Source organism: Streptococcus sp. NLAE-zl-C503, assembly GCF_900104285.1.
Classification (GTDB): Bacteria; Bacillota; Bacilli; order Lactobacillales; family Streptococcaceae; genus Streptococcus.
Window position 1 is genome coordinate 64,402 of the sequence record NZ_FNJT01000004.1, and the last position, 20,947, is coordinate 85,348.

Sequence of the window (20,947 nt, forward strand, 5' to 3'; positions counted from 1 at the left end):
GTTTATCCCAACAGCACCATAACTCTTTTGATAGTTTCTCTAACTATTATAGAGGTTACGGAGCTGTCTTTTTCACTTTCTCTTGATGCTAAAATTTGTCAAAAACAAAGGTAATCAGATGCTATTCCTTTTTCCCTTTCGCGACAAAGATAGCAGATAGAGCTAGTCCAACACTTGCCAAGAAAATAGCTGTTTCTGACTGTTTCTCACCAGTTTCTGGCAATCTCTTGTCTTCTTTGGCAATTTGAACTGGTGCTCCTGAAGTCTGAGTTTTTTCTAACGAACTTAGCTTGAACTCTGGTTTCTCAACTATCGGTGCTGGCTGATCTCCTACTGTACCAAGCGGACCTGTGTACTCTGGTACTTCATGTACTGCTGCTTCTACCGCGTTCACACCACCTGTAAACTCTAGTTTCTCAACTGTCGGTGCTGGCTGATCTCCTGCTGTTCCAAGTGGACCTGTGTACTCTGGTACTTCATGTACTGCTGCTTCTACCGCGTTCACACCACCTGTAAACTCTAGTTTCTCAACTGTCGGTGCTGGCTGATCTCCTGCTGTTCCAAGTGGACCTGTGTACTCTGGTACTTCATGTACTGCTGCTTCTACCGCGTTCACACCACCTGTAAACTCTGGTTTCTCAACTGTCGGTGCCGCTTGGTCTCCGGCTGTTCCAAGTGGGCCTGTGTACTCTGGTACTCCATGCACTGCTGCCTCAGCCGCATTCACTCCACCTGTAAAGTCTAGTTTCTCAACTATCGGTGCTGGCTGATCTCCTGCTGTACTAAGTGGGCCTGTGTACTCTGGTACTTCATGCACTGCTGCCTCAGCCGCATTCACTCCACCTGTAAAGTTCGGTTTGCTCAAAACTGGTGGTTCTTCATCACCCTTGCTTGATTGAACCGATTCTTCTGTCAATTCTTGATAGAAGCTCGCCAATTCATAAAACTCAGCCTTGCCACCTTCCCAGACTAATTTGACATCTAGAAGAGAGCCACCATTTCGGATAGCGAAGGTTTGGAGACTAGATGTAATTGCACCGAGGTCTGTCCAACTGTCTTGACCATCCTTGAGTGTTCTAGCAAGAACACGTGCCTTAGCTCCTTCAGGAAGACTAGAGACGAGACGAAGGTGGTTAGCTTTGGTTGGTTCAGACAAGTGATACACCAATTCGCCCTTGTCTTTTTCAGACTTGTAACTGGTCAAGACTTTGCCGTCTACAAGGTTATTATAAAGGTTGCCTTGGCTTTCTCCACCGTTTCCTTCTACCGTTGGATCATTGATTGGTTTGACAAACTCACCATCGTTGATGACCAATTCTGTAAAGCCTACAAAACGAGCATCATAGTCTGCAGTATAGAGAACACGGAGATAGTTGGCTTTGACTGGTGTCGTCAATTCACCTTCGATATAACGATTTCCTGGCATCTTAGAATCATGTGTCCAACCATCTGTCAGAGAATCATCGTGTTGGCTATTGGCCACACCATCTCCTACTGTCACAACATCTGTCCAAGTTTTACCGTCTTGGCTGACTTGGATCTTACCATCACGAAGATAGTTTTGAGTTCCGTCTTGGATGTAGGCTCTAATCTTCTTGATAGTGCGTTCGCTACCAAGTTTCAAGGTCACGTGGCCATCTTTATGGGCATAGTCTGAAAACTCAACGAAGTTGTTGTAAACACCGTCAAATAGTTGATCTAGGTTGTTCAGTTTACGAACATCATTGCTTCCGTATGTTGGATGAATGCCCATTGTTGTTGATTCTAGTTTAGTTGGTTGGACTTCTTTGGTAGTTACTAGGAGTGAAGTAGATGGAACAGCCTGCTCTTTGTCTGTTTTATTCACAAGACGAACGTAACGTACCAAGTGGGTCGCTACAGATCTATCAGTCAACTGGCTGGCTGGTGTCCATTCTTGTGCATTTGCAGAATACTCTAGGCTAAGAGCAGGGTTGGCTGAGCCTTGGAGCTGGATGCTCTTGATCTGATGGATACGGTCAAGCTTCATACCTAGATAGCTATGAGCAGGGAGTTTGGTTCCAGCTGGAATTTGAAGCTCGTAACTGCCCAAGCTATCCACTACTGGTGTTTCCTTCAAGGCGTCTACGTTGGTGTCCGTTAAATCACTGTTTCCAGAGCGTGTCTCAACAGAGAAGTCTTGGATACGCCACCAGAGGTCGAGGGCCTTGGTATTGCGTACTCGGATGTAACGAGCATTGATCGCTCTGGTCACTTCCTTGGTTTGTTCTCCTGATAGGCGATCGAGTTCCTGCCAAGTAGTTCCATCTGTAGAGTACTCAAGTACACCTGCGGCAAGTTTATCACCCGTTCCTTGGCGAAGACGAACTTTAGTGACTGACTTGACTTCACCGAGGTCAAGTTGTGCCCAGGCATCTACTGGAGTCGTATTGCTACCGTCAGCATTTGCCATCATGGCTTCTGTATTGTCCTTGCTATCAGTGATTTGACGGGCTGAGGTATTTAGTTTGTAAACTAAGTTTGAGCTTAGACTAACTGTCGTTGCTTGTTGGCTACGAGCTTTTTCAACTGGACGGTTAACTGCAATTTCCTGAACTGCAAACCAAGTGTTCTCGCGGTCTGCTGTCGCAATCATGCGAACTGCCTTGGCCTTGATAGTGAGATTTTCAAACTTAAGTAGGGATTCATTTCCGACATAGCTTGGCTCTTTCAAGGTTACCCACTTGTCATTTTCATCTTGATACTGTACTTCTGCCTTACTAAAGGTATCACGTGGATTTGCCTGAGTTCCCATAGCAAAGGTCAAGGTTTGAATCGCTACTGGTTTGTTGAACTTCATACCAATATAATCACCTGTCTTGATGCTATTTGGTGATTTAATAATCGCATGAGTTGCCAAATCGCCATCCGTTACTTCTGCTAAACCACCTTCTACACCTGTTCGATTGGTGATAAAGGTACTGATGATTTGGTCTGGATGCAAGACTTTTTGAACTTCAGACGCTAGAACTTCTTTCAAGGATAGGATAAATGGACGAATATGTTGAACACCCAATTCAGCTTTTTCCATATGGTCTACATAATGGAAGGTGTGAGTTTGAGACTGTTCGTACAATTTCAAACCTTTATAGTAGCTATCCCAAAGTTTGGCTGCATCGTTTGTAGCTATGGCTTCAGTTCCTGTAAGGAAGGCATCGAGGGCATTCATTTGGTCGATTGCATTATCCAACCAATAGTGGATTTGGGCAACCATTTTTTTATCGCCTGATGCTTTATAGAGTTCGGCTGCTTCTTTAATCTTGGCAAATTCAGCTCGCAAGGCTGCACGTTCTGCAGTCACATCCTGACCTGCTTTAAGCTTGGTCATGAAGTCTGTTAATTTTGGAGCCAAGTCTACAGATTCTTCTAGTTTGACGACACGATTATCCATGTTTTGGTTGATCATGTGCTTGCCAAGTTCACGGAAGGCTGCTGATACCTTGCTATCTTCAAAATGACCATTTTCTACAAAGTTGAAGGCAATGTCATTGATTTTCTTAGCTTCTTCCTCTGATTTCCACTGTTTCCATGAGTATTGAGCTCCTGCAAAGAGGGCAATCTTAGATGGTTCAGACTGTTGCATTGGGTTCAACATGATACCAGATAGCAAGCTTGGATCCACATTTGGATGAAGGAATTTCTCACCACCACCTAGAATCAAGTGTTGTTTAGAGTTATCTGTTACAGGCCAGTTAATCCAAAGTGAAACTGGGCGATAGGTCTTGCCACCTGCGGATAGATTGTTCTTGAGAGTTGAAAGGAAGCTTTCAGAGACTTCACCCCAAATCTTACCACCCGTCAAGGTCATGGATGTTGAACTTGGGAGATTTTCATTGAGGGATTTCAACTCATCCTCACGTCCATTACCCCAATACTGGCCAGGAACAAAGATCATTTCTTTACGAAGACCGCTGTAAGTTCCCTGCATTTCAGTCAACCACTTGGTCATATCTTGCATCAAGCGGTTGTAGCTATTGTAGCCTCCAACTGGGCTTGGAGCATCATCTGCTAGGATACCAAATTCGCGGACACCAACTTTCATCAACTGGGTAAATTTAGCCTTGATAGTTGCCAAGTCTTCTTGGTAATGCGCTTCATTGCCAAAGCGGATGCGGTTGTTCATGAATGGATGGATGGTCCAGACATAGCGGGTTTTACTTTGATTTCCGACACGAGCAAGTTCACGGATTTCAGCTAGTTTTTCTTCTGGATAGAGTTCACGCCATTTCTTGTTGTGGTATGGATCATCTTTTGGTGCAAAGAAGTATTGGTTCAATTTCAAATCGCCACCGTAACGCATGAGCTCTGCACGATCGGCATTCGACCATGGATTTCCATAGTAACCTTCGATAAAGCCACGGTTCTTGAGCTCTGCGTAATCTTCTACTGTCACATTGCGAAGGACTGGCACTTGGCTTTCCTTAAGCATGTGTTTCAAGGTTGTCAAACCATAGAAGACTGCATCCGTGTCTTTTCCGACGATAGAAATTGAGTTATCCTTGATGGTCAAGGCATAGGCATCAATCTTGTCAAAGAGACCTGCTGAAACATTGGACAAGTTTTGCTCTGCTTGTGAACCTTGTCCATGCACTCCAAGATAGATATTGGTTGCGCCAGCGATTGCTGTCTTACCAGTTGTATAAGATACTTGATTATCCTGCAAGACACTCTTCAAGCGATTGCGAGTATAGATGTCGAGTTGATCCCCCATAACCAGATTGACTTGCTTACGAAGGGCTGTAACACCTTCGCCATAGGTCACTTTTTGTGGAGTTGGGAAGACCTTGTACTCTTTCTTGAGATAGTCTGCGCTCTTGCTAGCAGCTGCAATGCTGTCTTCGCTAGCTGGTTTACTTGCTGTGAATTGATCTGCCAATTCAACTGTTCCATCACCGGTTTGGTCTACTTTTGGTTTTTCAGGAGTAGTTGGTTTTTCTGGTTGACTTGGTGCAGGCGTTTCTTGCTCTTCTTTGACAGGTTTCAATAGATGAACTTCAGCTGCACTTGCAAAACCACCAACGCCTTCCAATACTTTCAACTCAATCTTGTTGGTATGTACCGCCGCAAAGTTGACTGTTTTTTCTTGGGCATTGTTGTCCCAGTTTCCTTCTGAAACCTTGACCATTTGGCCATCTTTTTGTGCGTAGATTTCGTAGCGAGTAACGACACCATTTCCACCACCTGGACGTGGGAGATAAGTCAAGCCATTGACTTTTTCTGCTTCTTTCAAGGTCATAGAAAGAGTGTATGGCGCAGTGTCACCAGTCCACTTAGTATGCCAAAAGGTATTTGGATCATTGTCAAAGGCTTTCTCAACAGCGCCTTCAGTCGCTGTTCCTGGCAATTCTTGGCTACTTGCAGTAGCAGTGAATTTGTCATTTGCAATCAAACGAGGATTTACAAAAGGCTTATCAGTCAACTCAGCGCTGTGCAAGATTCCCTTGAAGCCACCGATACTTTCAAGTGGCAATACCAAGCTTGTATGAGCCAAACGTGGATGCGCAGGATCCGCGATACGCTCAATCTTTTCACCATCCACATAGACTTCTGTTGATTGTGGTTTGGTCACGATAGAGACTTGATAGCGTTTGTTCTTTTCAAGTTTTTTCTTGAATTGGATATGGAACTGTTCAAATTGATAAGCGAGGTAGCCATCTTTATCAGCTAGATAGATACGGTTATCCCCACTTGTTGAGAAGGTTTGTTCACCGTCTCCAGTGATAGTTACATCAAACTTCAAGACATGACTTGGACCAACATCACCAGGCAAACCTTCGATGCTACTGTCTTTCTCAAAAGCCAATCCATTTTCTGTTGCGGTTACTTTCTTCGTTGCATATTCTTTCACCTTGTCTGGAGTGATGTTGAATAGTTCCTCTGAAGCAATTGCTTTTTCAGGGTTAGACTGTGGCGCATAAGGACTCGTTGGTAGGGTGCGTTCTGCAAAGGTCGTAGCCGCACGATCAGATCCCCAAGTCCGCTCTGCAGTGGTTTGCATGCTCTTGAAGAAACGTTTAAAGATATCGTAAGAGGTCAAACCTGTCTCATGAAGGTCGATATTGTCGTTCCAAACCGCATGACCTCCTCCGATAATACTTGGATGAGACGATTCAAGAAGCGGACCTCCACCTGTTCGGAAGTCGTTTGGTGTCCAGCTATTATACTGGCGTTCGTAGTTAGCATAGTCCCCGTAGGCTGCTTGACTATTACTTCCACTTGGGACACTATATGTCGGCACATCCGTGATATTGATAATCTTAGCTCCTTGAGCAATGGCTTCATTAGGACGTTGCCAGTGAATACTCCAAATATCAACTTCTACTCCGTTCCAATCAACAGGAGTGTTTCCACGTTTCGCACTGAGCGAGCCCCAGATACGTGGTGTATAGCCCTTAGACTTGATATATTGAATCAAATCATTGACATAACGACGATAGCTTTCTCTGCTACCATAATACTCATCTGTACCGATATGAACAGTGGATACACCATGCAAAGGAGCATCTGGACCATCGAGGAGTTTGTCATAGACGGATTTGACAAAAGCCAGCGTTTCATCGTACTTGTTATCCAAGTCTAGCATGGCAACTCGTTCGACATTGTGCTTGCCTGCGTAATCGCTCAAACTACCTTGATACATGAGGTCTGGACGGACTTTGACAAAGGACAAGGCGTGACCTGGTGTGTCAATTTCTGGTACTAGGTTGATATGCAAGGCCTTGGCCAATTTAATCAGATTTTGCATTTCTTCCTTAGTATAATGCTCATCTGATGTCAATTTTTGACCATTCTTACCGACAATATCTGTCTCCACACGGAAACCAGTCTTGGCATGTTCAAGTACATACTTGAGTTGTTCTTCTGGGGTTAAATTCTTACCTGCCAAGTGTTCCTTAAGGAAGATATAGTTATCATTCAAGTGCAACTGCAAGTCGTTCATCTTGTAGTAAGCCATGTTGAGCATGATATCTACAAGGGTGTCATAAGGGATAAATTTACGACCTGTATCCAGCATAAAGCCACGATGACTGAAACTTGGGAAGTCTCGAATTTCACCGTTTTGCAGATCCTTTTCTCCCATCTGAAGGAGCGTACGAGTGGCGTAGAAGGCACCTGTGTTTGTTGCAGCTTCGATGGTAATCACATCATCTTGGATAGTGATGCCGTAGCCTTCCTTGCCATAACCTTTGTTTTCAACCTTTTTAAATTCAATTCGTTTTTGTGCTTGCTTGTCACCTGTCGCAAGTTCCAATCCACGGCTTGCAAGGTCTGACTGGTAGAAGGTTGCAGCCTGATCAAAACCTGAATCACCTGTCGCAAGAACTGTATCTGAAGTGATAGAAGATTGGCCTTCTTTCCCATACCATTGTTGAACAGCTGGTGCTACTTTTGGTTTCACACCCACACCTTCGTCCTGATGTAGCCCCTTGATGACTACTTCAAACTCTTTGGTAAAGGTATGACTGTCTTTGATTTGTTGGACCGTAACCTTGACACGTTGATCTGTCAGAGGTTGGTAGATGCGATTTTGAAGGTCAATCACACCCTGCTTGTTACTGCCAATCAGACTGACCTGACCCGGCAAACTTGGTAGGACAAGAGACTGTCCATCTTCTGCTACTGTTAGTTCGGTTACTTGGCGAATATCCGTCACCTTACTATGGTCCGGAACGTTTGAATAAGCTCGAATTTCTTGGATTCCAACGTTTCTCCAGCCCATTGTTCCCGCTTGGTAATCATTGACCTCCAATTTGAGGTACTTAGCTTTGATACTTTCAGCTAGGTCTACTTTCTCATCTAAAACAGGATCTCCAGTCTTGGTATGAGCTAGTTTCCATTGTTTTTCTCCGTTAGCGCCCACGTCTTCTTGACCTGCGTAGTAGAGACTCCAAGATTTGATATTTGGGTCATTTTGCCCATTGCGAAGACGACGATCCCAGTCAATTTCCACATGCTTGATGAGGGTAGTTTTTGGAAGAGTTAATTCGAAGGTTGGTTTTGGTACATCTCTGTCCGTTGCCCAACGAGTATTTTCATCTCCATCAATAGCCTTATCTGCAGTAAAGTTGGTACCAGTCTCATGGTTGTTTGCTGAAGCAGTAGTTCCCTCTAAGTGATTGAGATCTGGACGTTCTTCTACTTCTTGATTAGTTGGTTTAGTAGCAGGAGTATTTGTTTCTGCTGGTTGCACTTCTTCTTTAGGAATTTCAGATGTTTCTGGAACTGAAGGAGTCGTTGTTGATGTTGTTTTTCCTGTCTCTTCAGGTTTTGTTCCTTCTTCGGTTGCCTGGCTACCCTCTTGATTTCCTTCTGTTGCAGCTTCTGCATCCGCCTTTTCAAGCGCAGCTGCTAAATCATCTGGTAACTTATCCATGGGTTTAACCTGCGTTATGGTATCCTCTGTACTAGATTTTACTTCTGTCTCTGAAGCATGGGCTAGATTTGCCCCAAAAATACTAGCACCAATCATAACTGAAGCTGCACCAATTGCAAATTTGCGGATACTATAATGACAGCGTTTCTCAAAAAAGTGTTTGTCCATATTTCTCCTATTTCCTTTCATCCGCTTACGATAGTAAGCGTTATCATTTCTCCTTTTAAAAAGAAGAGAACCAAGAGGTCCTCTCCAGGTGTTTGATTCATTTTCCGACTCTGACCCCCATAGAAGTCCAAGTCACTTATCCAAACAATGTAGTTGTGGAATAAATAAATATCTATTCTTTTTTACTGTTAATAGCAAAGAGGGCGGCTGACAATGCTAGGCTGATTCCTGCTAGGAAGAGGGCTGTATCAGACTGGTCTTCTCCTGTTTCTGGGAGTGTCTTTTTGCTTTCTTCATTTTTCAGAGTATCTTTGATTTCTGATGTCTTTGTATCAGCTAGTGGAGCTGGTGTCAACTTATACTCTGGTTTCTCAACAGTTGGTGCTGGTTCATCACCTGCTGTACCTAGTGGGCCTGTGTACTCTAGTTTTTCATGTAGGGCTGGCTCAACTCCATTAACACCACCAGTGTATTCTGGCAATTCGTGTACCAAGGCTTCAACTGCATTGACTCCTCCCATGAACTCAGGTAGGTCATGAACAGCTGCTTCAACCGCATTAACGCCGCCCTTGAACTCAGGGACTTCATGTACAGCTGCTTCTACTGCATTGACTCCTCCCATGAACTCAGGTAGGTCATGAACAGCTGCTTCAACCGCATTAACGCCGCCCTTGAACTCTGGGACTTCATGTACAGCTGCTTCTACTGCATTGACGCCGCCCTTAAATTCAGGAACTTCAAGAACTGGAGGTTGTTCTTCACCCTTGCTACTTGTTGGAGCGTCTGGTTTCGTAGCAGAATCTTTTAATTGGTTGAGATAGTCTGCGAAGTAGGCCACCATTCTTTCCGTCAAGAGATGGTTATCCGTCGCATATTTCATGCTCGCCTGAACTCCAGCCACTTCCTCTTGATTTTCTTTGTCTGTCAATTTTTGAGCCTTAGCTAAAGCTGCTTCATATCCTGACAAGTCAAGCGGTGTCTCTGCTACCTGTGGACGGGTAAAGATGAGTTCCGCTGCAGATTGGTATTTATCTCCACCGTCTCCGTAAGTCTTTGTTCCCGTAAGGACGATTTTCTTAGCCTTGATTGTCTTACCAAAGTTAATGTCTTTTGGCTTATTGTTATCAGGCCAGTCCGTCGCAGTGAAAGTGTGCTCCTTGCCAGACTCATCTGTTACAACCAGTGTCACATCTCTCAAGTTACCGTTTGAACTTGAACCACGTGGAACATAGCGAAGTCCTGTAATTTCAGTCGGTTCTTTCAAGACCATAGTTGCAGGCTTGCCTACATCTCCTCCATCCCAAGATGTATGCCATAGGCTAGATGCATTACCATCAAAGGCATTTTCCAAGCCTTCACCAGCTTGAGCAGGCGCATCCAAACTTTCAAAGTCTTCTGCTACCAAGGCGGTCTTCTTCTGAACCAAAGCATTCTTCAAAGCCTCAATCTTGGCAATCTCTGCACGCGCTTCTTCGACACTGATATCATCATCTGCCTGACTGAGGTTAAAGACCGCCTCTTTCAGAGCATCCATAGACTCTTTCGTGTAGTTGGTCATGGCAACCGTTGGCAAGTAGTTCTTCAGAGCATTTTCTGTTAACATCTTACCTGTTAGGGTAATTTCTTCGATTTGAAGATTATCCATCATGAAGTCATTATAACCACGGAAGTTGGCATTTCCACCAGAATCACCACGAGTATTGCTTGCATTTCCAGTTGAGTAGATACCTACCCAAGTATCGCCTGTTTCTGCACCTGTCACGAGGAAGGTTGCCTTCTTGGCTTTCTTAGAATCCGTCCAAGTATTTGGCAATTCATGCATTTCCATGTCGCTTGCTTGAGTACCACGACGACCTGACTGGAATTCTCCCTTACCGACTACAAAGGCGTAAGTATTGTCAGAACCTGCTTCGTATTCAAAGGTTACACGGTAGGTCTTACCAGCTTCAAAGCGGAAGTTTTGTGGGATAGTTTGGTAAACCAAGTTACGACGGCTAACCAGTCCATTGGTCTTGAGTGACCAATTTCCATCGATAACATCATCAACTTTCTTACCGTTCCAACCACGTTGTGTATATGGATCATGCTTTTCAGACAAGTGAGTGCGGTTGTCTTCAACACCTTCGACACCGCCCACTACGAATGGGAAGATACCTTGAGCAACATTTTCAAAGTCTTGTTTGAAGGTGCCTTTACCTGTATCATGGTTTTCTCCGTACATGCTTGAATTGTTTTCAAAGGTACGAATTTCATCAAAGTAAGTTGCTTCATCACCAGCTTCACGACTCAATGTCAAAGTAACATTTGAGACGTCCGATCCAGTTGTAAAGAAGGCGTACATGTTTTGGAAGTAACTTGTATTGTCAACTGTAGCATTGTCACGACGTGTATTGTGGGCGTAGGCCTTAACATAGTTGAGAGCGAGAGACTTATTGGTATAAGTGGTCACTTCTTTTTCACCAGTATTCACAGTGATGCTCGCCTTGGCATTACTACGATTATCGACACCGACATAAACAGCATACTTAGTATTTGGTTTCAAGCCAGTCAGTTTCTGAGTAAGGCTGACTTTTTCTTTGTTTCCTTGAATACGAAGCATTTCATTTGCGCCTTGTGATTTGACAATTTCTGCCTTAGAAGCATCGCCTGAAATGGTCCAATGTTTCAAGGTACCGCTGTTAAATCCTTGGTCATAGATGTGCATGCCTTCGCTCCATGACATTTCAGGATTGTTTTGTTTCGAACGGTAAAGTACGTATGGTTGATTAGCTAGAAGGTCTAGGGTAATCTTGCCGTCTTTCACAGTTAATTCTTGCTCTTCTGTCTTACCTTGGTCAGTTAGCTTGTAAAGGTAAACCTTGCTCTTTGCCCAATCGCTCGGCAGGGTCCAAGTTGTTGCACCAGTCTGCGTATTGAAGTAGTACATTTTTTCCTTATCAGTAGGAAGTTTCTTACCATTTGCATCCCAGTTCCAAGGAGTCAAGTAAGCTGAACCATCTTGGATAACACGTCCGTTGAGAGTTACTGTACGTTCACGGTATTGTGGGCTATTGACATCATTTGACTTACGAGTTACAACTACTTTATTATTGTCAGCATCTACCAATTCCACTCGCATTTCTGGAGTCCATTTATAGGTGCTACCGTTATCGGTCATAGTCACCGGTGTACCATTTTCCCATTTACTTACAGTGAAGTGTTGGAAATACTTGGTCATGACATCATGAGTAAAGAGGTTAGTCACGTAGCCATTGTAGTCGCTCCGTCCTTGCCAGCCTTCAAAGTCTTTCATGCTGTAGCCACCTAGAAGTGGGTAGTCTGCTGCGCCACCGTAACTTCTGTAGTCCCCTACCCAAGCATCTTTTTGGTGGTTACGGATAAAGCGTGTGATGGCACTGTTGATACCTTTATTGGTGTAGCCACCATAGGTCAAGTCAGCTGCCCAGTGATGGAAGGTAGAGTCGTACTCACCACCGTGTCCCCACTCGATCGCAAAGCGCCAGCCTTGTTTATTGATTTCTTTTGCAAGAACGTGGGTAGCCCAGGCACCGTTATCACCTGATTGGCCATTGCCCCAAACGTCCACATAGATAAAGTCGAGACCGTCACCAAGTTTTTTCTTCAAGTCTTCCCAGCGAGCCAAACGTCCATGCGCCAAGTCATAAGCAGCATCAATGTTGATACCTTGGTCTAGCCAGTTCCAGCCGTAGCTATAGCTTCCATCTGGATTCTTACGAAGGATTTTTTCATTGAAGTATTTAGACTCAGGATAAGTTTCTGAAGCGTTAACGTGGATACCTAGATGAGCTCCATATTTCTTAGCCTTCTCAATTAGGGTCTTAAAGTCTTCAACACCACCGATACGCTTACCAATATCAGCATAGTTCAAGTGACCAGAGTCATGGCCTTCGCTACCATATCCTTTAAGGAGAACACCTTGTCCTAGACCATCTGTGTGGAGATTGATCTTCTTGATTCCATCCAAAGTCATAAGGAATGGGTTTTGTGCTTGTGAGCCAAAGTTCATCGCGATACGATAAGCTGTGATATCCTTAACTTTTTCCCAACCTTGAGGGTTGTTCATGATGCTACGATAAGCAATGGCACCATCTTGCCAATCGACTTTCTTATCCGCATTGGCATCTTCAGTGATAACAACCTTGGCACTTGGAAGTTCCTTGGTGTATTCTGGAAAGACAATGCCCTTATAAGCTTTTTCCCATTGCCATTCAGAACTATGAATTCCAACATAGTTGGCATTTCCGACTGTTTCCTTGTAGGCTGTCAAACGAGTCCAGTCATAAGAACCCCCGCCGTAGCTGTTTTGAGAGTTGCTCCAGACACCTGCAGCAAGCTTATCTGTAGAAACAAATCCATACATGTAACCCTTAGCCAAGTCTTTCATTGGATTGGTTACATCGATATGATCATCTCCGCTGACATGGGTATTGTTTGACATGGTTGCCCCATCAAACTTAGCCCCAGCTTGATCACTAGAAACAGAGACTAGGGCATTACCAAGGAAACTAATAGAAGAAAGCAATTTTCTTTCGTCATCAATCTTTTGACCTGGAGTGACTTGATTATGGTTGACAATCTTGGTCACATCAAAGTGCAACTGATTATCAACAACTTGCAGACGGACCGTCATTTCTGCATTGATAAGATTAGCATCATCGCGAAGCTTCATCAAGTACTCTGCAGTTGTCTCATTGATTTTTTTGTAAGTAACTTCAGGTGTGACTTCGTGTTTGTTGATAAAGACTTTATTGAATTGTTGGACTTGTCCTGGCAAGGTATGCCCGTTCAAGCTGTATTCTTTAATACGTGGGAAGGCTTGGTCAATCACTGCTTTGAGGACCTTAGACTGAATAGTGTCATAAGTTACCTTGCTATCGTCAACCACAGCTCCTGTTTCTTTTTCAGCAGGAGTATCCTCTGTTTTTACCCCCTCTTGGTTATCCGTTTTAACGCTAACAACTGTTCGCTCATCGCCATAAGAACCTGCCTTGAGAAGAATCTTCTTCTCGTTTTTAAGATGGTCATTGACCGCAGCTGGTAGAGTAACTGTGTCAAAGAGATTGACATCGTTATTGCTGGCATTTAGCTGACCATCTGACTTGAGAGTGATAGAGAGACGGTTTGTTGATCCTGTTTCAGGTGCAGCGACACGACTACCTCTATACCAAGTGCTGGTTGTTGGAGATTTATACTCCCAGAACCAGCCATCCTTGTCATAACCGACAAAAACATTATTATTGGTATCTTTAAATTTCAGGAAGACACCAAAGCGTGATTTGCCCTTTTCAGAATCTTCTTTGAAGGTTAAATCAACAGTTGCATTTCCATTGGCATCAACGGTCAAGCCCTTCTTTTCAAACAGAGCTGGTTTGCCTGCGTTATCATTTTGAGCAGTTGAAGATAGTTGGTTGTAGCGGATACCTTTTTCTTCTCGGATAGTGACTGTTCCCTGTTGTTCTTTTTTCTCTACAGTTTGCCATTCAGCTGTCACTTTCTCAGGTGTTTCAGGTTTAGCAGCTGGTTTGTCCTCTTTTGGTTTATCTTCGGCTGGTTTTTCTTTCTCTTCCAAGTCTGCTGGTTTAACACTTGAAATTCCCTTCATGTGATCTTGGATCCATTTCAATTGAGCAGGTGAGAAGAGAATACCACCACTACGTTGACCAACAACTCCATTTTGATGAACACCGACGAGTTTTCCTTCTGTATCAAAGATACCACCACCACTAGCACCTGGATGGCTACCTTGATAACCGATCCCTTTTACGCCCTCACCGTAGGATTCGACTAATTCAATAGTTGTATTGAGGACTGGTGATAATTTTCCAGTTGGATAGCCAAAGACATGCAATTTATCTCCAACCTTTTTCACTGCAGGTTTTTCAGTCACTTCTGCTGGAGCATTTTCCAGAACTGTTCGCAATCGAACAAGAGCCAAATCATTCTTGTAGCCTTTTAGGAAACCTTCGCGATCCCAGTGAATAATGTCTTTTTTACTAAATTTAACATCTGGTAGTCCTGGATAGGAAATACTGTAGATATCCCCTTCACCATTATCATTGTCAACGACCTTGCGATTATTGCCATCTGGAACATCTTTTATAAAGTTATGTGAAACAGTTAAAACAAGATTTTCGCCAATGACAATCCCACTACCTTCACCTGACGGTGTCTTGATTTTGACAGTTGCTCCGTAGTTTAATTCACCATTCTTTGTTTTAGCTACATCTTCTGGAACGAGATTCTCAGTATCCTTAGCTAATTGATCCTTGTCAACTTCTTTCCCTTTATCTTCAGCCTTATCTAATTTGCCTTCTAAGCCTTCTGGTAACTTATCTGAACTAGCTGATTTTTCTTTTTCAAGTGCTAATAGTTCTTCTTCTGTCTTAGGTCCATCCGTAACTTCTGGAGACCCTTGGTCTTCTCCCGCCTTTGGTGCTTCAAAATTACGCCCATCATTCTCTTTTGCTGTTGCAAGAGCAGCAGCTAGGTCCGCTGGTAAATTCGCTGTGGAGCCAGACTGCACGCTATCTGCAAGAACTGTACTTGTCCCAAAGAATGCAGCCCCAATCATAACAGAAGCAACACCTAATGAAAATTTCCGAATACTATATTTACAACGTTTTTCAAATAATCCTTTATTCATAAAGTCCTAAATCCTTTCATTTTTGAGTAAGCGTTTACATTTCTTTTTTAAAAAATACTCCTTCCTCTGAAAGTGCAATGCTTAACCCTGATAAATAAAAAATAATTGTGCTTTTAATATAACAAATAATAGCTGAGAAAGCAATAGGAAACAAGTAAAATTAAGGAAAATTTTCTCTATTCCGACAAAAAGAGGCTCCAAATTTAGAATCTTTCTTTACAAATGTAAAAAAGGATTCAGCATCCAAGAGGAATACTAAATCCTTTCTTATATTTTGCAACAGTTATTTCACATGTTTTGCGAGATCTTCTTGGGCCTTTTTATTAGACTCTTCTTTTTCTTTCAGCCATTTTTCTTGGGCTTTTTGGTATTCTTCTGTTGTTACTGGCTTATCTTGTACTTCTAGATATTTGTACAAAAGGGCTTCGCTCATACCTTTGTTACCTGAGTAAGCAAACGGAAGAGTAAATGGTACCATCTTAGACAACATTGGACGACCAGTTTGAGAAGTTGTTGGGATGATCAAGGCACTATCTGTCAACCAAGCTTGGGCAGCAGCATATTTTTCATAACGTTTTGAAACGTCAGTAGTTTCTTCCCCAGCTTCCACAACCATTTTTTCGTAGTCTTCCAAACCAACTTGCTTGGCAGCAGCGTTGTTGGTTCCAGAGTCAAATCCTAGGTAAGTCTTTGTATTTTCTCCTACAGATGGTTTGATAATATCAAGATAGGTAGATGGATCCGCAAAGTCTGGAGACCAACCAACGTTATCTGAGATATCCCAATCTTCACCAGCAGCAGTCTCGGCAAAGTAGGTGATGTTCAAGACATCGTCTTTTTGAAGTTGTTGGATATCCACAACTACATTATCTGTTCCCAAAGTTACTTCAAGTGACTGTTTCAAAGATTGCACACGTTGAACTTTCGTTGTGTTTGTTTGGTCTACAGGCATATCCAAGTGGATTGGGAATTTCACACCTTCTGCTTGAAGAGCTATCTTAGCCTTGGCGAATTCTGCTTTGGCTTTTTCTGGATTGTAAAGTCCATCTTGAGCATCATCCAAGTTCACGTTGCTCCACTCGTCACCGTATGTCACCAATTTTTCTTTGACCAACTCACCAAAGTTTTTACCATCTGCTTGAACAAATGTAGGTGGGACAAACAAGTTGCGAAGCAGTTTAGTCGCACCACTTGCGCCATTTACTTGAGAGGCATAGGCAGTTCTATCAAAACCAAAGGCAAGCGCTTGACGGAAATCTTTATTTAGAAGAGCTTTCTTGGTAGATGTTTTTTGTTCATCAGCTGTCTTAGAAGTATGTTGATAAGACTGACGGTCGATATTGATACCAACTAAGAAAGTTGTTGAGTCTTGTTGTGTGTAAACAATATTGTCTTTAAAGGCTTTTTCAGTCTCTGGGTAGCTTGCGCTTGTTGGGAAGAGACGTGCCATTGTAAAGCTGCCATCTTTGAAGGCTTCAGTTGGTTTGTTGGTATCTTGGCCATCCCAGTATGACAATTTCACCTTGCCAATGCGGACATTATCTTTATCCCAATAGTTTGGATTCTTTTCAAACTCAACAGAAGATTTGGCTACAATCGATTTGAGCAAGAATGGTCCATTATAGAGAATACTACTAGGATCTGTCCCTTTGGCGAAGTCATCCCCTTTGGAGTTCAAGAACTCTTCATTTACTGGAGCCAAAACTCCCATCGTTGTCTTAGAATTCCAGAAGCTTTCTGGCTTGTTCAATGTGTACTGAACTGTATAATCATCAAGGGCCTTGATGCCTACTTGAGAGAAGTCTGTAATTTCTCCTTTAACATAGGCGTCCAATCCTTTGATTGATTCTTGAACTAAATAAAGACCATCAGATTTTTTATCAGCAGCATATTTAAGTCCTGTTACAAAGTCTTGAGCTTTGACTGCCGCGTATTCTTCACCTTCAGAAGTATACCATTTTGCATCCTTACGGATAGTATAAGTGTAAGTCAATCCATCCTTGGATACAGACCAATTCTCAGCCATAGACGGCACAAAGTTTCCGTAGCGGTCATTTTCTAGCAGACCATCAACCACGTTGCTGGTAATATTTGCTGTAGCTGCTTTATTAGTTGTCAAATAGTTCAGGTTGTCAGGATCCGTCTCATAAATGTATGAGAATGTCTTCTCACCTTTAGCGCTCGAACCTGATCCAGAGCATGCAGCTAAAGTAGTCGCTGCCAATAATGTCACACCCGCAAGGGCAAATAGTTTTGAACTTTTCATCATTTTCTCCTTTAAAACTTTCTCTCCATTATAGACTCTTTTCAAAAAGATGTCAACAGAATTTTCAGAATTTTTGGGTTAGTTTGGTATATTCTGAAAAGACAAAAAATGAGAAGACAGTGATTGTCCTCCCCAGATGTTAGTTGACAAAGAGCCACATTATAAATCTAAAATAATTTATTTTAATTTAATATACTTCTGTGGTAATAAAACAATATTCAAAAATGGAATTTTTAGGTATCTTAAACTAGATTTTTTTAAAATGAGATTTAAATAGTCAAGACATTAATAATTATGGAAACAAATTTATTATCTGATCTCAAAATATTTTTGTAATAAATCTAATCTGCTAAATCTTCTTTAATTTTAGTGGTAGATATTTCTTTAGTTCTTGGTAAATAAACTACTTCCACTCCTTCTTCTTTTAAATAATCAAATTTTCCTTTCCAATCATCTCCCATAACAAATGTATCAATGTGATATTCTTTAATATCTGTTTTTTTCTGTTCCCAACTTGTTTCAGGAATCACCAGATCAACATATCTTATTGCTTCAACCAAATTTTTTCTATGTTCAAAATTAAAGTAACAAACTTTATTTTTTTCTTTCAAATTGAACTCATCACTTGAAACTACAACAATGAGATAATCTCCTAATTGCTTCGCTCTCTTTAGCAAATTGATATGTCCATAATGAAGCAAATCAAAGGTTCCATAAGTAATTACTCTTTTCATTGATATTTCCTTTCAATTTTTTGATTAATCCTAAATTACATAAAAACAATTATTCATTATTAATACTGGTTTGATATCTACTATATTCTCAATTTGATTCTAAATTTTCAATATCAACTTTTTAGTGATGTGATTATTTTATTTCTCTTTGTAAACAAAAGAAATAAAACAATTGCAATAATTGCATATCTTATAATGGCTAAGTTATAAATAACAAGTATCAAAAATAGTATTATTAATAATATTAAAGATATTATTAAAATCATCTTCATATTATAAAGTTCCTCATGAATTTCCTCTTTTTTTAATAAAAATCTATATAAGAAAAAATGAGAAAACGATAACAATATATAGCATAATAATGTAGTGTAAGCTGCAGCTTGATATCCAAATATATTAATAAAAATATAATTTAGAATAATATTTGAAAGAGCCGCACCTGTGGAAACTAACGAAATCAGTTTATTCATCTTATAATAAAAACTGATATTACTAAACATAGAATATACAAAAAGGAAATAAACCGAGATGGCAATTGGAGGTACTAGCCAAATTGATTCCCTATATTTATTGCCACCTAAAATAACAATTAGTTCTGGTGCAAATAGAATTGAGAGAGCTGTGATCCCCCCAACTACTACAAAAAGCCATTTGGTACTCCTATGTATCCCACAATAATCCTTTTTTTTCAAAGCCTGAAATGTATACGGCATTATTGATTGATTAATCGCATTAGTAAACAAAAACATAATCATTGATACAGAATAAGCTAGACTATATATAGCTAATTTCTCCTTACCATCAAACATGTTAATCATCAAACGGTCAGACTGATTCAAAATATAGTGCGATAAGAAATGCGGTATCAAAGGTAATGAATAACTCAAACCATATTTAATATATTTTTTTTCTATCTTAAGTTGCCTTCTCCCTGAAAAAAACAAGAGATAAAAACAATATAAACCAAAGATAATTCGGATAATAGCATCTAATACAATTTTAATGAATAAATCATTCTTAATCGCTAATAAGATAGTTGTACTAATAGCCACAATTAAAAAACTTGAAGAAGTTGAAATTAGAACTGCTTTTCTATATTTGAATTCAAATCTTTGACGTGCCAAATAAAATTCTATACTAATATTAAATAAAATATCACTGAATAAAAATATCATGAAACTGGGAGTTAATCCAGTACTATCTTTAACCAGTATATTAAAAGTAAAATATAAAAAAGCAACAATTATAGTAATAATCTTAGACAAAAACAACAAAGAAAATGTAAAATTATCTTTATCATTCTCAAATTCCACTAAGCCCTTATTATAAGCTGTTTGAGAAAGATTCAAGGTCGCAAAAATAGCAAATAGTACAAACCATGATTGGTAAAGCATCAATGTACCGTAATCATCAACATTAAGTATTCTGGTTAAAATCGGAGTTGAAAGAAATACAAAACCCTTTTGAATAAAATTTGCAACAGTATACCAGAGTGCCGCTTTCATCCCAACAGACATTTCTTCGTAACGGCTTTTATAATTCCATAATTTGTGCCAATCTTTCACACGATTCTCCATCCTGTTTTTCGAATATTTTATTAAATAGTTCCTTGCGTTTTTCTTTATTTTTATCAATTTCTAGATAAATGTTATCAATAAAGTGCAGCAAGTTGTTAAAAGACAGTATCTTATCACCTGCTATGTAATCATCTACATTATCAACTGAAAGCCCCAACTTATAATCATTTAGATCCGAAAAAACATACCCTATTGGTTTATCAAGGTGTAAATAATCATACGAGATTGCAGAATAGTCACTGAGTAAAGCATCTGAATTCATCAGCAATTGATACAGATTTGTATTTTTACGATTCAAATCTTGATTTGTCAGAAACATAATATGACTAAATTGTTTCAACTCCAAATCTGAAATATCTTGCATTGGATGTAACTTTACAATCAGGACAATATCCCGTTGACTTAGATATGTGTTTAGGTTTGCAAGTTCATCTAGTGTTTCAAGTAACGGAATACCTAAAGGATAGCTAGCTGTACTATCATTTCTATTATAGCCACCACCCTTTCTAAAAGTTGGTGCCCAGATAATTTTTTTATCATAATCAGATAAAAATACTAGAGGTTCTGGTTTTGAATAAAAGATATCATGACACGGAAATCCAGTGTGAAGGCACTGCTCTTTAGATGTTAATCCAAACTGCTTAACTATAATATTATCTACATTGCCCGAGGGAGATAGAACAAAATCAACATAATTCGGAACTGTTATTTTACCTATTGTATTTTTTAAAGGAAAGCACCCATGTGTTAAATAAAAGTATTTTTGATCTTTTCTATATTTACGAAGTATATCATTATCGAAAAGAAAAAATTTACTTAATGATAACAAATATGCCTTTCTCAAACTAGGTTTTTTCAAATAAAAATAATCTACATTTTCAGGAAGAGTACGTACTAGTCGATTTTTTAATAATAAAATAATTTTATATTTCTTATTATAATTATTTCTTATCAAATAATCATAAAAAGCTCCTCCATTATTATCAAAGTCTGTGTGACATTCAATGACAATAATATTTTGTAACTTTTTAAACTTAGTAAATCTAATAACAATTGAATCTAAAATCTTTTGAATTTTATATTGATAGAGGACATTTAATGTATATCGAAATCCATTTCTTTTCAAATATCTTATAATATTCATAT

6 protein-coding genes are annotated in these 20,947 nt (G+C 40.5%); all 6 read right to left on the minus strand.

What is annotated here, in order from left to right; all coding sequences use genetic code 11:
- Positions 1-121: 121 nt before the first annotated feature.
- The 6 genes from BLS46_RS07700 to BLS46_RS07730 all read right to left on the minus strand — a co-directional run bounded on the left by BLS46_RS07700 (position 122) and on the right by BLS46_RS07730 (position 20,945).
- Positions 122-8,560: an SIALI-17 repeat-containing surface protein gene (locus tag BLS46_RS07700; RefSeq protein WP_093586737.1), complete on the minus strand. Its 8,439-nt coding sequence runs from the start codon at positions 8,558-8,560 to the stop codon at positions 122-124.
- A 172-nt stretch (positions 8,561-8,732) separates the two neighbouring features.
- Positions 8,733-15,224 carry a SpGH101 family endo-alpha-N-acetylgalactosaminidase gene (locus tag BLS46_RS07705; protein WP_093586739.1) on the minus strand — a complete coding sequence of 2,164 codons (6,492 nt, stop codon included), beginning with the start codon at positions 15,222-15,224 and terminating at the stop codon, positions 8,733-8,735.
- Between the two features lie 283 nt (positions 15,225-15,507).
- Complete coding sequence (locus BLS46_RS07715; RefSeq protein WP_093586741.1) at positions 15,508-17,490, minus strand: peptide ABC transporter substrate-binding protein; 1,983 nt, start codon at positions 17,488-17,490, stop codon at positions 15,508-15,510.
- Positions 17,491-17,831: 341 nt separating this feature from the next.
- Positions 17,832-18,224 (minus strand): glycerol-3-phosphate cytidylyltransferase, encoded by a 393-nt coding sequence (gene tagD, locus BLS46_RS07720; RefSeq protein WP_044812580.1) that lies wholly within the window; start codon positions 18,222-18,224, stop codon positions 17,832-17,834.
- A 113-nt stretch (positions 18,225-18,337) separates the two neighbouring features.
- A complete protein-coding gene (locus BLS46_RS07725; RefSeq protein ID WP_247943660.1) occupies positions 18,338-19,789 on the minus strand; it encodes a lipopolysaccharide biosynthesis protein in 1,452 nt (483 codons plus the stop codon).
- Positions 19,758-20,945: a CDP-glycerol glycerophosphotransferase family protein gene (locus tag BLS46_RS07730; protein ID WP_247943661.1), complete on the minus strand. Its 1,188-nt coding sequence runs from the start codon at positions 20,943-20,945 to the stop codon at positions 19,758-19,760. The genes BLS46_RS07725 and BLS46_RS07730 overlap by 32 nt, the downstream gene beginning before the upstream one ends.
- Positions 20,946-20,947: the final 2 nt, after the last annotated feature.